Origin of the sequence: Streptomyces sp. NPDC053367 (assembly GCF_044545925.1) — a bacterium.
Taxonomy (GTDB): Bacteria; Actinomycetota; Actinomycetes; order Streptomycetales; family Streptomycetaceae; genus Streptomyces.
Window position 1 is genome coordinate 552,688 of record NZ_JBITYN010000003.1, and the last position, 14,410, is coordinate 567,097.

8 protein-coding genes and 1 tRNA gene are annotated in these 14,410 nt (G+C 73.0%); all 9 read left to right on the forward strand.

Annotated features, from left to right (window positions below):
• Positions 1 to 32 precede the first annotated feature (32 nt).
• The 9 genes from ACIGXJ_RS12165 (at position 33) to ACIGXJ_RS12205 (ending at position 13,952) form a co-directional block, all read left to right on the forward strand.
• Positions 33 to 629 carry a small secreted protein gene (locus tag ACIGXJ_RS12165; protein ID WP_399643482.1) on the forward strand — a complete coding sequence of 199 codons (597 nt, stop codon included), beginning with the start codon at positions 33 to 35 and terminating at the stop codon, positions 627 to 629.
• A 127-nt stretch (positions 630 to 756) separates the two neighbouring features.
• Positions 757 to 2,277 carry a methyltransferase gene (locus ACIGXJ_RS12170; RefSeq protein WP_399643484.1) on the forward strand — a complete coding sequence of 507 codons (1,521 nt, stop codon included), beginning with the start codon at positions 757 to 759 and terminating at the stop codon, positions 2,275 to 2,277.
• A 596-nt stretch (positions 2,278 to 2,873) separates the two neighbouring features.
• Positions 2,874 to 3,071, forward strand: a complete 198-nt coding sequence (locus tag ACIGXJ_RS12175; RefSeq protein ID WP_399643486.1) for a hypothetical protein — start codon at positions 2,874 to 2,876, stop codon at positions 3,069 to 3,071.
• A gap of 387 nt (positions 3,072 to 3,458) precedes the next feature.
• A complete protein-coding gene (gene topA, locus ACIGXJ_RS12180) occupies positions 3,459 to 6,284 on the forward strand; it encodes a type I DNA topoisomerase (RefSeq protein WP_399643487.1) in 2,826 nt (941 codons plus the stop codon).
• A 197-nt stretch (positions 6,285 to 6,481) separates the two neighbouring features.
• Positions 6,482 to 9,802: a dTMP kinase gene (tmk, locus tag ACIGXJ_RS12185; RefSeq protein ID WP_399643489.1), complete on the forward strand. Its 3,321-nt coding sequence runs from the start codon at positions 6,482 to 6,484 to the stop codon at positions 9,800 to 9,802.
• Positions 9,803 to 10,034: 232 nt separating this feature from the next.
• Entirely contained in the window at positions 10,035 to 11,240 is a 1,206-nt protein-coding gene (locus ACIGXJ_RS12190; protein WP_399643490.1) for a DNA polymerase III subunit delta', read from the forward strand.
• Positions 11,241 to 11,684: 444 nt separating this feature from the next.
• A complete protein-coding gene (locus ACIGXJ_RS12195) occupies positions 11,685 to 13,286 on the forward strand; it encodes an alpha/beta hydrolase (RefSeq protein WP_399643492.1) in 1,602 nt (533 codons plus the stop codon).
• Between the two features lie 106 nt (positions 13,287 to 13,392).
• A tRNA-Thr gene (locus tag ACIGXJ_RS12200) sits at positions 13,393 to 13,469 on the forward strand.
• A 69-nt stretch (positions 13,470 to 13,538) separates the two neighbouring features.
• On the forward strand, positions 13,539 to 13,952 hold the full coding sequence (locus tag ACIGXJ_RS12205) for a DUF3052 family protein (RefSeq protein WP_399643494.1): 414 nt from the start codon (positions 13,539 to 13,541) through the stop codon (positions 13,950 to 13,952).
• The last annotated feature ends 458 nt before the right edge of the window (positions 13,953 to 14,410 follow it).

Here is a 14,410-nt window from a genome sequence, read left to right on the forward strand (position 1 = left end):
CGTTTGGCGTGTATGTTCCGGGGCCGAGAGCCATGGAAGGGACCAATCCGGTGAACAAGAAGCTCGCGGCCGCACTGTCCGGCGGTGCGGTACTGGTACTGGCGCTGTCGGGATGCAGCAGCGACGACGGCGACGAGAAGCTGAACGAGTGGGCCAAGCAGGTCTGCGACGCCGTCCAGCCGCAGGCGAAGAAGATCGAGGCCGCCAACAACGCGATCAAGAAGGAAGCCTCGGACAACAGCACTCCCGAGGAGGTCCAGAAGGCCGACTCGCAGGCCTTCCAGGACATGTCCGACGCCTACAAGGCGATCGGCGCCGCCGTGAGCAAGGCCGGCGCACCCGACGTGGAGAACGGCGAGAAGAAGCAGCAGGACGCGGTCAAGGAGCTCAACTCCATCTCCGCGTCGTACGCCTCGCTGAAGAAGCAGGTCGACGCGCTGAACACCAAGGACCAGGCGAAGTTCGCCGATGGCCTCAAGGACGTCGCCACCGAGCTGGACAAGCTCAGCAAGAGCGGCAACGACGCCCTGACCAATCTGGAGGAGGGCGAGGTCGGCCAGGCGATGGCCAAGCAGGAGAGCTGCCAGCGCGCCTCCGCCCCCGCGTCGGCCCCGGCGACGAAGAGCTGACGGGCGCGAGGAGCCGAGCCTTCGGCGGTAGGCCGAGGAGCTGAGGCTCCGGCGGAGACCGAGCAGCTGGGCCTTCGGCGGAGACCGAGGAGCTGAGCCTTCGGCGGAGGGCCGTCACAATGGGGACGTGAGTGAAGCCACCCTGTCCCCCCTGCCCTCCGCCGACCGCGCCGACGTCGCCGTACGGCTGCGTGACGCCCTGCTCGCGGCGGACTTCACCGCCGACGGGCTGCTCGAACTGCTCGGCGCCCCCGCCTACGCGGCCCTCGCCCGCAGCGAGACCGTGCCCGCGCTGCGGGCCACCAGGGGCGACACGCCGCTGGAGCTGCTGACCCGGCTGTTCCTGCTCCAGCAGCCGGTACCGCACACGCGCGTGGAGGGCGTCCTGCCCGTCGCGGAGTGCCTGGACAGCGGGTGGATGGTGCCGGCCGGCGACGACGAGGTCGCCGCGACCGTCGACGTACGGCCGTACGGCGGACCCGGCGGCGAGGACTGGTTCATCGTCTCCGACCTGGGCTGTGCCGTCGGCGGGGCCGGTGGCATCGGCAGCCGGCACGAGGGAGTCGTCCTCGGCGTCGGAGGCGCCTCCACGACCCTCGCCGGCATCACCGTCCGCACCCCCGTCGCCTCCGCGCTGGACCTCGGCACCGGCTCCGGCATCCAGGCGCTGCACGCCGCCCAGCACGCCACGCGCGTGACGGCCACCGACCTCAACCCGCGTGCCCTGCACATCACCGCGCTCACTCTGGCGCTGTCCGGCGCCCCCGCCGCCGATCTGCGGGAGGGCTCGCTGTTCGAGCCGCTGCGGGAGGACGAGACGTACGACCTGATCGTCTCCAACCCGCCGTTCGTGATCTCGCCGGGCGCCCGGCTGACGTACCGGGACGGCGGCATGTCCGGGGACGATCTGTGCCGCTCGCTCGTTCAAGGGGCAGGGGAACGGCTGAACGAGGGCGGGTTCGCGCAGTTCCTCGCCAACTGGCAGCACGTGGAAGGGGAGGACTGGCAGGACAGACTCAGGTCATGGGTGCCGCGCGGGTGCGATGCCTGGATCGTGCAGCGCGAGGTGCAGGACGTCACTCAGTACGCCGAGCTGTGGCTCCGGGACGCCGGTGACCACCGCGGCGACCAGGGCGAGTACCAGGCGCGGTACGACGCGTGGCTGGACGAGTTCGAGGCGCGCAAGGTCAGGTCCGTCGGGTTCGGCTGGATCACCCTGCGCAGGACGGACGCGGCCGTGCCCTCGGTCACCGTGGAGGAGTGGCCGCACCCGGTCGAGCAGCCGCTCGGCGACACCGTGCGCGCGCACTTCGAGCGCCTCGACTACTTGCGCGGACGCGATGACGCGGCGCTGCTCGAGGACCGCTTCAGGCTCGCCCACGAAGTGGTGCAGGAGCAGGTCGGCCTGCCGGGCGCCGAGGACCCCGAGCATGTCGTGCTGCGCCAGAACCGCGGTATGCGCCGCGCCACCAAGGTCGACACGGTCGGCGCGGGTTTCGCCGGCGTCTGCGACGGCACGCTGACCGCGGGCCGCATCCTGGACGCCATCGCCCAGCTGGTCGGCGAGGACCCGGTCCTGCTGCGCGACCGTACGCCCGCACAGATCCGGCTGCTGGTCGAGCAGGGCTTCCTGGAGCCGGGGGCCTGACGCGGGCGGTGCGGGCGAGCTGCGGCGGTTGACCTGAGGCCGGGGGCCTGGTGACGCCCGGCCTCCGACGGTTGCCGTCTGGCCTCCGGTCGGCGCCGTGTGGCCTGCGGTCGATGCCGTGTGGCCTCTGGTCGGTGCCGCCTGGCCTGCGGTCGGTGACCTGTCGTCCGGCGGTTGCCGTCTGTCCCCGGTCCCTGCCGTCTGGCCTCCGGTCGGTGACCGGTGGCGTCCGGCCGGCGCCACCGCGATCCGCGACTTCCGCGATTCACGGGAGTCACGGGATTCACTTACGGGTCTCTCCGTCTCCTTGGCCTCAGGCCTCTCACACGACTTCCGGGATTCGGCCTGGCGGTACGACGAGTTCACGTCGATCTCGGTGGCACCGGCAGGCGGCCCGGACCTGGGGAGCCGCCGGCCAGCCGCCCGTCGGGTCGCCCGGCCTCCCAGCGCCGCCCCCCGCCGGGCGGCGCCCGTGCCGGGCAGGCGCACCGTCGTGTCGGCCGCTCGTTCACCTCGGGTTCGTCTGTAGGCAGCCCGCGCGTGCCAGTGTCGCGGCGACCGGCACTGCGGTACGGGAGAAAAGGGGCGCGGCGGCCATGGAGAGCGGACCGGCGATCTTCGCGGGAGGGGTGTTCGCCCTGTTCGGCGGTGGCCTGCTGGCATGGACGGCGGCGCGGATGCGGCGTGGGGAGCCGGTGGCGGACGGGGTGCGACCCGTGGTGTCGGCCACTGTCTCGGGTGTCGTGGCACTGCTCGCGGTGGCCGTCGGCGTGTGGTGCTTCACTCGAATATGAGAGGGCGGGTGCTCGCGAGCGGGGGTTGCCCTGTCGGCTCGGGGCGATGGCCCGCGATGCGGAAGGCACCGGTCCGGTGGTGGCGTAGGCCCAGGTCCGGGGCGTCGGGGAGGGCTCCGGGAGGTGTCCGGGACGTGTCGTGCGGGGGTCGCGGAAGCGACGGGTCCGCAGTAATAGGGAGGACGGGTTCCGGAACGCCCCGAGTGAGCCGCCGGACACTCCGGGCGGCAGGAAGGGCGGTAGTCGGGTTACCGTTCGAGTGGCCGTTGCGGGCTTTTCCCGTTTGACACGGGGGCGGGATGTACCGTCACACTCCGCAGCGTCACCACCCGACCCCGGGAGCAAGGCCTGGGGAGGCCCCAGCGTCGACCGGAGAGAAGAGCGAAGTTGTCCCCGACCAGCGAGACCGCGAAGGGCGGCCGCCGACTCGTCATCGTCGAGTCGCCTGCCAAGGCGAAGACGATCAAGGGCTATCTCGGCCCCGGATACATCGTCGAGGCGAGCGTCGGGCACATCCGCGACCTTCCGAACGGTGCCGCGGAGGTGCCGGAGAAGTACACCGGCGAGGTCCGCCGCCTCGGCGTCGACGTCGAGCACGACTTCGAGCCGATCTACGTCGTCAACGCCGACAAGAAGGCCCAGGTAAAGAAGCTCAAGGACCTGCTGAAGGAGTCCGACGAGCTCTACCTCGCCACCGATGAGGACCGCGAGGGCGAGGCCATCGCCTGGCACCTGCAGGAGGTGCTCAAGCCCAAGGTCCCGGTCAAGCGGATGGTCTTCCACGAGATCACCAAGTCCGCGATCCAGGCCGCCGTGGCCAACCCGCGCCAGCTCAACCAGAAGCTCGTCGACGCGCAGGAGACCCGCCGCATCCTCGACCGTCTCTACGGCTACGAGGTCTCGCCGGTGCTGTGGAAGAAGGTCATGCCGAAGCTGTCGGCGGGCCGCGTCCAGTCCGTCGCGACACGTCTCGTGGTCGAGCGGGAACGCGAGCGCATCGCGTTTCGTTCTGCTGAGTACTGGGACCTGACGGGCACCTTCGCGACCGGCCGCGCGGGAGACCCGTCGGACCCGTCGTCGCTGGTCGCACGCCTGCAGACCGTCGACGGCCGTCGGGTCGCGCAGGGCCGCGACTTCGACTCCGTGGGACAACTGAAGAGCGCGAACACCCTCCACCTCGACGAGGCCAACGCCCGCGCCCTCGTCACCGCCCTGGAGAACACGCAGTTCTCCGTGCGGTCGGTGGAGTCCAAGCCGTACCGCCGCTCGCCGTACGCCCCGTTCCGTACGACGACGCTCCAGCAGGAGGCGTCGCGCAAGCTGGGCTTCGGCGCCAAGGCGACGATGCAGGTCGCCCAGAAGCTGTACGAGAACGGCTTCATCACCTACATGCGTACGGACTCCACGACGCTGTCGGACACCGCGGTCGCCGCCGCCCGCGCCCAGGTCACGCAGTTGTACGGCGCCGACTACCTGCCGGACGCCCCGCGCACCTACGCCGGGAAGGTCAAGAACGCGCAGGAGGCGCACGAGGCGATCCGCCCCTCGGGTGATCGTTTCCGCACGCCTGCCGAGACCGGGCTGACCGGCGACCAGTTCAAGCTGTACGAGCTGATCTGGAAGCGGACCGTCGCCTCCCAGATGAAGGACGCCACGGGCAACTCCGTCACCGTCAAGATCGCCGGCACCGCCGCCGACGGCCGGGACGTCGAGTTCAGCGCGTCCGGTAAGACGATCACCTTCCACGGCTTCCTGAAGGCCTACGTCGAGGGCGCCGACGACCCGAACGCCGAGCTCGACGACCGCGAGCGCCGGCTGCCGCAGGTCGGCGAGGGCGACCGGCTCAGCGCCGAGGAGATCACCGCCGACGGCCACTCCACCAAGCCCCCGGCCCGCTACACCGAGGCGTCGCTGGTCAAGGAGCTGGAGGAGCGCGAGATCGGCCGCCCGTCGACGTACGCGTCGATCATCGGCACGATCCTCGACCGCGGCTACGTCTTCAAGAAGGGCACGGCCCTGGTGCCGTCCTTCCTGTCCTTCGCGGTGGTCAACCTCCTGGAGAAGCACTTCGGGCGGCTCGTCGACTACGACTTCACCGCCAAGATGGAGGACGACCTCGACCGCATCGCCCGCGGCGAGGCCCAGTCCGTGCCGTGGCTGAAGCGCTTCTACTTCGGCGAGGCCAACGGCATCGGCGGCGCCGCCGAGGCGGGCAACGGCGACGGGGACCACCTCGGCGGCCTCAAGGAGCTGGTGACCGACCTGGGCGCGATCGACGCGCGCGAGGTGTCGTCGTTCCCGGTGGGCAACGACATCGTGCTCCGCGTCGGCCGCTACGGCCCGTACATCGAGCGCGGCGAGAAGGACACCGAGCAGCACCAGCGCGCCGACATCCCGGAGGACCTGGCGCCCGACGAGCTGACGGTCGAGCTGGCCGAGGAGCTGCTGGCCAAGCCCAGCGGCGACTTCGAGCTGGGCACCGACCCGGCGACCGGGCACCAGATCATCGCCAAGGACGGCCGCTACGGCCCGTACGTCACCGAGGTGCTCCCCGAGGGCACCCCGAAGACCGGCAAGAACGCGGTCAAGCCGCGCACGGCCTCGCTGTTCAAGTCGATGTCGCTGGACACGGTCACGCTGGACGACGCGCTCAAGCTGATGTCACTGCCGCGCGTCGTCGGCACGGACGCCGAGGGCCAGGAGATCACCGCGCAGAACGGCCGCTACGGGCCGTACCTGAAGAAGGGCACGGACTCGCGTTCGCTGCAGTCAGAGGAGCAGCTCTTCACGATCACGCTCGAAGAGGCGCTGGAGATCTACTCCCAGCCCAAGCAGCGCGGTCGCGCGGCGGCCAAGCCGCCGCTGAAGGAGCTGGGCACCGACCCGGTGAGCGAGAAGCCGGTCGTGGTCAAGGACGGCCGCTTCGGCCCGTACGTCACCGACGGGGAGACCAACGCGACCCTGCGCTCCGGCGACAGCGTCGAGACGATCACCCCGGAGCGCGGCTTCGAGCTGCTCGCCGAGAAGCGGGCCAAGGCGCCCGCCAAGAAGACGGCGAAGAAGGCCGCAGCGAAGAAGGCCCCCGCCAAGAAGACGACGGCTGCGAAGAAGACAGCGGCCAAGAAGACCACGGCGACCAAGAAGACGACCACGGCCAAGAAGGCGACCACGGCCAAGAAGGCGACCGCCGCCAAGACGTCCTCCGAGGACTGAGGTCTTCCACTGGTCTTCCCCAGGTCTTCGACAGTTCTCGACAGCTCGAGAAGGACCGTCACGCAAGGGTTGTCCGAGGGCGGCGTGGAGCCGCCGTCCGTTCGCTGAGCGAACGCCCCGGTACCGCTGTGGTGCCGGGGCGCTCGCACGTTCGGGCGCCGCCCCGGAGTGTCGGTGCGTCCCGATAGGCTGAACGCATGACGCGAGCCGAGCAGCCAACGGCCCACCATCCCGCCCCCGACGACGCCCTGGTCGCGGACTCCCGCGAGCGCGCCGTCCGCGCCCTGCTGCGCACACCGCAGTTGAAGCGGCTGTGGAGCGCCCAGCTGGTGGGAGGTGTCGGCGACACCCTCGCCCTGCTGGTGCTTGTCCTCCTCGCCCTCCAGGCGGCGATCACCGAAGGCTCCTTCGGCGGTGGCTACCGGGGCGTGGCGTTCGCAGTGGCGACCGTCTTCGCGGCGCGCGTCCTCGCGACGCTCCTGTTCGGCGCGGTCCTGCTCGGACCGCTGAACTCCCTCACCTCCAAGGACGGCCCGCTCGATCGCCGCTGGACCATGGTCGGCGCGGACGGGGTGCGGGCGGTGCTGCTGATCGTCGCCCCCCTGTGGATCGACTGGACGCCGGACAACGCCCTGGCCGCCCTCATCGTCACCGTCTTCCTCACCGGTGTCGCCGAGCGCCTGTGGACGGTGTGCCGGGAGGGCGCGGCCCCCGCGCTGTTGCCCGCCCCGCCGCCGGAGGGCGCGACCGTAAGGCCGCTGCCCGACCACATGGACGCCCTGCGCCGGCTGTCGCTGCGCACGTCCTTCGTGGCGATCCCGCTCGCGGCCGCCGGGCTCGTCACCGCGGCGCTGCTGAACAACCTCCTGGGCTCGGGCATCGACTGGTTCGCCCAGCACCAGGCGGCCCTCGCCAGTTACGTCGCGGCCGGGCTCTTCGCCGCGTCCCTTTCCGTGGTCACCTTCCTGGAGCTGCCCGCCGCGCGCACCCCGCGCGCGCGGTCGCCGCTTGAGGGGCTGCGCCGGCCGCGTACCGGCGACGGCGCCGACAAGGGCCGTACCGGCGCCCTCCCGCTGCTGGTGCTCACCTGCGCCGCCGTCGCGGGCGCGGTGGCGGCCGCCGTCGCCGTGGCGGTGCTGCACGCCAAGGACCTGGGCGGCGGTCCGGTGACGTACGGCCTGCTGGTGCTGGCGCTGACCGGCGGAGTCGTCGTCGGTATCCGTACGGCGCCCAAGGCGCTGGTCTCCCTGTCGCGGCGCCGCATGCTGGCGCTGGCGACGGCCTTCACCGGCGTGGCGCTGCTGGCCGCGGGCCTCGTCCCGGATGTCGCCACCGTGGTGCTGATCGTCGGTCTGGCGGGCGTCGGCGCGGGCATGACCGCCAACATCGGGCACGCGCTGCTCGACCAGGAGGTGGAGGAGGCCCGCCGCACGCGCACGACCGGGCATCTGCACGCGGTGGTCCGCGTCTTCGTGGCGCTCGGCGCGCTGATCGCGCCCGTGGTGGCGGCGCTGATCGGACCGCACCGGCTGGAGAACGGCAAGTTCGTGTTCGCGCACGGCGGGGCCGCCTTCACCCTGATGCTGGTCGGCGCGCTGCTGCTGCCGGTGGCCGCGCTGGTGCTGGCCAAGCTCGACGACCGCTCGGGCGTCCCGCTGCGGCACGACCTGCGCGACGCGCTGCTCGGCGGCGACGACCCCGTGCAGGCGCCCGCCGCGGCCGGCTTCTTCATCGCCCTGGAGGGCGGCGACGGCGCGGGCAAGTCCACCCAGGCCGAGGCGCTCGCCGAGTGGATCAGGGCCAAGGGCCACGAGGTCGTCCTCACGCGCGAGCCGGGTGCCACGCCCGTCGGCAAGCGGCTGCGGTCGATCCTGCTGGACGTGTCCTCGGCCGGGCTGTCGCACCGCGCGGAGGCGCTGCTGTACGCGGCCGACCGCGCGGAGCACGTCGACACCGTCGTACGGCCCGCCCTGGAGCGCGGCGCGGTGGTGATCAGCGACCGGTACATCGACTCCTCGGTGGCCTACCAGGGCGCCGGCCGTGATCTGTCGCCGACCGAGATCGCACGGATCTCGCGCTGGGCGACGAACGGGCTCGTGCCGAACCTGACCGTGCTGCTCGACGTGTCGCCGGAGACCGCGCGCGAGCGGTTCACCGAGGCGCCGGACCGGCTGGAGTCGGAGCCGGCCGAGTTCCACGCGCGTGTGCGCTCCGGTTTCCTCACGCTGGCCGCCGCCGACCCCGGCCGCTACCTCGTCGTGGACGCCGGGCAGGAGCCCGAGGGCGTCACCGCCGTGATCCGGGCCCGCCTCGACCAGATGCTGCCGCTGTCCGAGGCCGAGATCCAGGCCCGCGAGGAGGCGCGCCGCAAGGCCGAGGAGGAGGCCCGCAGGAAGGCCGAGGAAGAGGCCGCCCGCAAGGCCGAGGAGGAGCGCTTGGAGCGCGAGCGCCAGGAGCAGCTCGCCAAGCTGCGCGCCGAGGAGGAGGAGCGCAAGCGGCGCGAGCTTGAGGAGGCCCGGCGCCGCGAGGCCGAACGCCAGGCGGAGGAGGCCCGCCGGCGCGCCGAGGAGGCGGCCCGCCGGGCCGAGGAGGAGCGTCAGCGGCTGCTCGCCGAGGAGAAGGCCCGTGCCGAGGCGGAGGCCCGCCGCCAGGCCGAGGAGGAGCGGCGCCGCAAGCAGGCCGAGGAGGAGGCCCGGCTGCACGCCGAGGCCGAGGCGCGGCGGCTGGAGAAGCAGCGCAAGGCCGAGGAGGCCCTGCTGAAGGCCGAGCAGGCCCGCCGGGCCGCCGAACAGGCCGCGGCCGCCGCGGCGGCGGGCCCCAAGGCGCCGGCGCCCCCGGCCGGGTCGCCGGACGCGGTGACCGTGCCCACGCCGGTGGTGACGCCGGAGGAGGCTCGGGCGGCACGGTCGCCGGGTTCCGCTGACTCCTCTCGTACCTCCCGTACGCCGCGTTCGGCTGAGGACACGGCCGTACTGCGTCCCGTGCGGGACGACGCCAGGGCCTCCGGCTCCTCCGGCACCTCGTCGGCCGCCGTGTCCGACTCCGAGGTGACGGCCGAGCTGCCGCAGCCGCCGGTCCCGCAGGGCGCGGCCGACGAGACGGCGGTGCTGCCACCGGTCGCGCCGGGTGCCGCGGACGAGACGGCCGTGCTGCCGCCCGTCGTGCCGGGCGCGGCGGACGAGACTGCCGTGCTGCCGCAGGTGCCGGGCAGCGATCCGGCGGACCGGGTTCCGCCGGGGTTCTTCCGGGACGAGCGGCCGGGCGAGCGGCCGGGCGAGCGACCGGGCGACCGGCCGGAGGACCGGCCCGACGGTACGCAGGACCGCACGCGGGAGCTGCCGCAGGTCGGCCCCGACGGTGCGCCGCGTCGCCGGCCGCGGTCCGACTGGGCCGAGGAGACGCCGCTGGACGACCTGCCGACGCTGGCGGACGAGCTGCTGGGTCCGCGGGACGACGAGGACGACACGGACCGCGACGGCCGCGGTCGTGGCCGGGGCGGCCGGGGCCGCCGAGGCTGAGCCCGGGAGCCCGGGAGCCCGGGAGCCCGGGAGCCCGGGAGGTTCCGGCCGGGGCCTGATCCTGTCGTCAGGTCTCCCGCTGCCGTGCGGTACCGGACTGACCGGGAGCCCCTGCCGCCGTGCCGCGGCTGCCGGACGCCACTGCCGGACGCCACTGCCGGGCTCCGTTGTCAGTGGGTGCCCCCACAATGGAGGCAGCAACACGAAGCGTGACGAAAGGGCGGGGTGACCCATGACCGTGTGGGACGACCTGGTCGGGCAGGAGAAGGTGAGCGAGCAGCTCGCCGCCGCTGCCCGGGACGCCGACGCCCTGGTCACCGCGGCCACCACCGGCGCCCCGCCGCCGGAGGCGTCGAAGATGACGCACGCCTGGCTGTTCACGGGCCCGCCCGGAGCGGGCCGTACGCAGACGGCGCGGGCGTTCGCCGCGGCCCTGCAGTGCGTGAGCCCCGACCGCGCCCTCGGCGGGGTCCCCGGCTGCGGGTTCTGCGACGGCTGCCACACCGCGCTGATCGGCACGCATGCCGACGTCACCACGGTCGCCGCCGTGGGCACGCAGATCCTCGCCGACGACATGCGCGACACGGTCCGCAAGTCGTTCACGTCACCCGCGACCGGCCGCTGGCAGGTGATCCTCGTCGAGGACGCCGAGCGGCTGAACGAGAAGTCGGCGAACGCCGTCCTGAAAGCAGTGGAGGAACCCGCCCCGCGCACGGTGTGGCTGCTGTGCGCGCCCTCCCTGGAGGACGTCCTGCCCACCATCCGCTCCCGCTGCCGCCACCTGAACCTGCGCACGCCCTCGGTGGAGGCGGTGGCCGACATGCTCGTACGGCGCGAGGGCATCGAGCCCGAGGTCGCCGCCGCGGTGTCCCTTGCCACCCAGGGCCATGTCGACCGGGCCCGCCGCCTGGCCACCGATCCGGCCGCGCGGGAGCGCCGGGCCGCGGTGCTGAAGCTGCCGCTGCGCGTCGAGGAGATCGGCGGTGCGCTCAGAGCCGCGCAGGAGCTGGTCGACGCCGCCGCCGAGGACGCCAAGCAGCTCGCCGAGGAGCTCGACGCCAAGGAGACCGAGGAGCTGAAGGCGGCACTGGGCGCGGCCCAGGGCGGCCGGATGCCGCGCGGTACGGCCGGGGTGATGAAGGACCTGGAGGACAAGCAGAAGCGCCGCAGAACGCGCACCCAGCGCGACAGCCTCGACCTGGCCCTGACCGACCTCACCGCCTTCTACCGCGACGTCCTCGCCCTCCAGCTGGGCTCGCGCGTGGCCCTGGCCAACACCGACGCCGAGGACGTCCTGGAGCGCCTGGCCCGTTCCGGCACCCCGGAGTCCACCCTGCGCCGCATCGAGGCCATCAGCGCCTGCCGCGACGCGCTGGACCGCAACGTGGCGCCCCTGCTGGCGGTGGAGGCGATGACCATGGCACTGAGATCCGGCTGACGCGGCGCGTCTCTCGCCGGGCGCGACGCGACTCTCGCCCGGGCGCAGGTCTGACGCGGCGCGACTCTCGCCCGGGCGCAGGTCTGACGCGGCGCGACTCTCGCCGGGCGCAGGTCTGACGCGGCGCGACTCTCGCCCGGGCGCAGGTCATCTGACGGTGGCGCGCCCCCCGGGGCACCCGTCATCTGACGCGGTGCGTCTCCCGCCGGGGCGCACGCCATCCGGCGCGGCGCCTCTCGGCCCGGCGCAGCTCATCTGACGGCGGCGCGCCGCCCTCCCGCCCGGGCGCACCTCATCTGACGCTGGCGATCTGACGCCGGCGCGTCTCCCGCCCCTGGGCGGCGCCCGCTCCCAGACGTCATCGCCGATTGACGGCGATCACTCGTAAGCGGCATGCCGGACACGGAGAGCATTTGCCTGAACGCACGGAGTTACGCTCGGTGAATGCACTCAAGGCGCTCCGTCCGCAGCTCCCGTACCCCCGCGCACCGCAGGTCCCGCACCGCCGCCGGCCTCCTCGCCGCCGCGGCCCTGCTCGTCTCGGCCTGCTCCGCGGGCAGCGCGCCCGGGACGTCGCCCGCGGCCGCGCAGGCCGGGCTGGCGGCGCTGCCCCGGGCCACACCGGCCGCGCTGGCGCCGTACTACGGGCAGCGGCCGAGCTGGCGTGCCTGCGGGGTGCCCGGCTTCCAGTGCACCACGGTGCGGGTGCCGCTGGACTACGCCGAGCCGGGCCGGGGCGACGTACGGCTGGCGGTCGCCCGGAGGAAGGCCACGGGGCCGGGGGAGCGGCTGGGCTCCCTGCTGGTGAACCCGGGCGGGCCGGGTGGCTCGGCGGTGGGCTACCTGCAGGCGTACGCGGGGATCGGCTACCCGGCCGAGGTCCGCGCCCGCTACGACATGGTGGCCGTGGACCCGCGGGGCGTGGCCCGCAGCGAGCCCGTCAGGTGCCTGAACGGGACGGACATGGACGCCTACACGCAGACGGACCTCACACCCGACGACGACAAGGAGGTGGACACGCTCGTCGACGCGTACAAGGAGTTCGCGGAGGGCTGTGGGGCGGACGCGCCGAAGCTGCTGCGGCATCTGTCCACCGTCGAGGCGGCGCGGGACATGGACATCGTGCGGGCGGTGCTGGGCGACAAGAGGCTGACGTATGTGGGGGCGTCGTACGGCACGTTCCTCGGGGCGACCTACGCCGGGCTGTTCCCGGAGCGAGCCGGGCGGCTGGTGCTGGACGGCGCGATGGACCCGTCGCTGCCCGCGCGGCGGCTGAGCCTGGATCAGACGGCCGGCTTCGAGACGGCGTTCCGGGCGTTCGTGAAGGACTGCCTGCGGCAGCCGGACTGCCCGCTGGGCGGCACCGGCACGACGCCCGAGGAGGCCGGGCGCGCGCTGAAGGCGTTCTTCGGGAGGCTGGACGCGCGGCCGATCCCGGCCGGTGACGCCGAAGGGCGCAGGCTCGGCGAGGCGCTGGCCACCACCGGCGTGATCGCGGCGATGTACGACGAGGGCAGCTGGGAGCAGCTGCGTGAGGCGCTCACGTCGGCGATGCGGGAGAACGACGGCGCGGGTCTGCTGATGCTCTCCGACAGCTACTACGAGCGCGACGCCGGCGGCGACTACTCGAACCTGATGTACGCCAACGCCGCCGTGAACTGCCTCGACCTGCCGCCCGCCTTCGACGGCCCCGAGCGGGTCCGCGAGTCGCTAGGCACCTTCGAGGAGGCGTCCCCGGTGTTCGGTGAGGGGCTCGCCTGGGCGGCGCTGACCTGCGCGTACTGGCCGGTCGCCCCGACCGGTGAGCCCCACCGCATCGAGGCGAGGGGCGCGGCGCCCATCGTCGTGGTCGGCACCACCCGCGACCCGGCCACCCCCTACCGCTGGGCGCGCTCCCTCGCCCGCCAGCTCTCCTCCGCCCGCCTGGTCACCTACGACGGCGACGGCCACACCGCGTACGGCCGCGGCAGCGCCTGCATCGACTCCGCGATCAACGCCTACCTCCTGCGCGGCACCCCGCCCGCGGACGGCAAGCGCTGCTCATAGCCCTGCCCCGGCCCGCGAACCCCCTCCTCCGGAGCCGGTACGAAGCACCCCGGGAAACTGTGTAGACTTACCGACGTTGCTGATCGCACCATAGTGCGGACAGCGCGCCGCCTTAGCTCAGATGGCCAGAGCAACGCACTCGTAATGCGTAGGTCTCGGGTTCGAATCCCGAAGGCGGCTCCACTGTAAACCCCAGGTCAGAAGAAACTGACCTGGGGTTTCTTGTTGTTCCGGGCGGGAAGAGCGGTGCGCATGAGTGGAGCCGGTGGGTACTCGGGCACGCCGCTCGCGCGGAAGGTCGGGGTGAAGGCGGGGCAGCGGGTGCGGGTGCGGCACGGACCGCCGGGGTGGGGGATTCCCGGGCTGCCGGAGGGCTGCGAGGTGGAGGCCGGGGGGCCGGCGGGGGCGGATGTGACCGTGGCGTTCTACCGGGAGCGGGCCCTGCTGGCGAAGGAGGCGCGGCGGGTGGCCGCCGAGCTGGAGGACGGGGCCATGGTGTGGATCGCCTGGCCGCGCCGGGCGGCCGGGCAGGACAGCGACATCACCGAGGACGCGTTGCGGGAGGTGTTCCTGCCGTTGGGCCTGGTGGATGTGAAGGTGGCCGCGTTGGGGGAGGACTGGTCGGGGCTGAAGTTCGTACGCCGCAAGGAGAACCGGCGGAGCTGAGCCGCGCGAGAGGGACGAGGGCCCCGGTCGCTCACCTCTGCCGACCGGGGGCCCTCTTGTGTCCCCGGACCCGGCCGCGGCGGCGACACTCCCCCGAGCAACGCGTTGTACGCGCGCACCGTCGGGCCAGATCCGATGAAGTGATCACATCAGGTCGCACCAACGGATCGCTAACATGTGGCCAACGGTTCTCCGTGTTGCTGTCGGTCGCCTGGCGTGAAAGCGCCTTTTGGCTGTCTGCGGCGGTGGACGGGCCGGTCCGGCCGCGTCGAAAGCGCGGCGGAACCGCGCCCGGGCAGGACGGTAAACGGTCGTCGCCGTAGTGGATGGCGACGGATTCCGCGGCGATCCTGCCGCGATGCGTCGGCCGCGGTGCGACTGCCTGCCGGGGAAAGCCTGGTCGGCGGATGGCGGGAAACCGTCGTAGGGCAGTGGGAATCGGCCATGGGACGGCCGTT

Excerpts from the sequence above, each read along its gene's own strand:
- ACIGXJ_RS12165 (WP_399643482.1), top strand. The coding sequence starts at position 33 with ATGGAAGGGACCAATCCGGTGAACAAGAAGCTCGCGGCCGCACTGTCC.
- ACIGXJ_RS12175 (WP_399643486.1), top strand. The coding sequence starts at position 2,874 with ATGGAGAGCGGACCGGCGATCTTCGCGGGAGGGGTGTTCGCCCTGTTC.
- tmk (WP_399643489.1), top strand. The coding sequence starts at position 6,482 with ATGACGCGAGCCGAGCAGCCAACGGCCCACCATCCCGCCCCCGACGAC.
- ACIGXJ_RS12190 (WP_399643490.1), top strand. The coding sequence starts at position 10,035 with ATGACCGTGTGGGACGACCTGGTCGGGCAGGAGAAGGTGAGCGAGCAG.
- ACIGXJ_RS12195 (WP_399643492.1), top strand. The coding sequence starts at position 11,685 with ATGCACTCAAGGCGCTCCGTCCGCAGCTCCCGTACCCCCGCGCACCGC.
- ACIGXJ_RS12205 (WP_399643494.1), top strand. The coding sequence starts at position 13,539 with ATGAGTGGAGCCGGTGGGTACTCGGGCACGCCGCTCGCGCGGAAGGTC.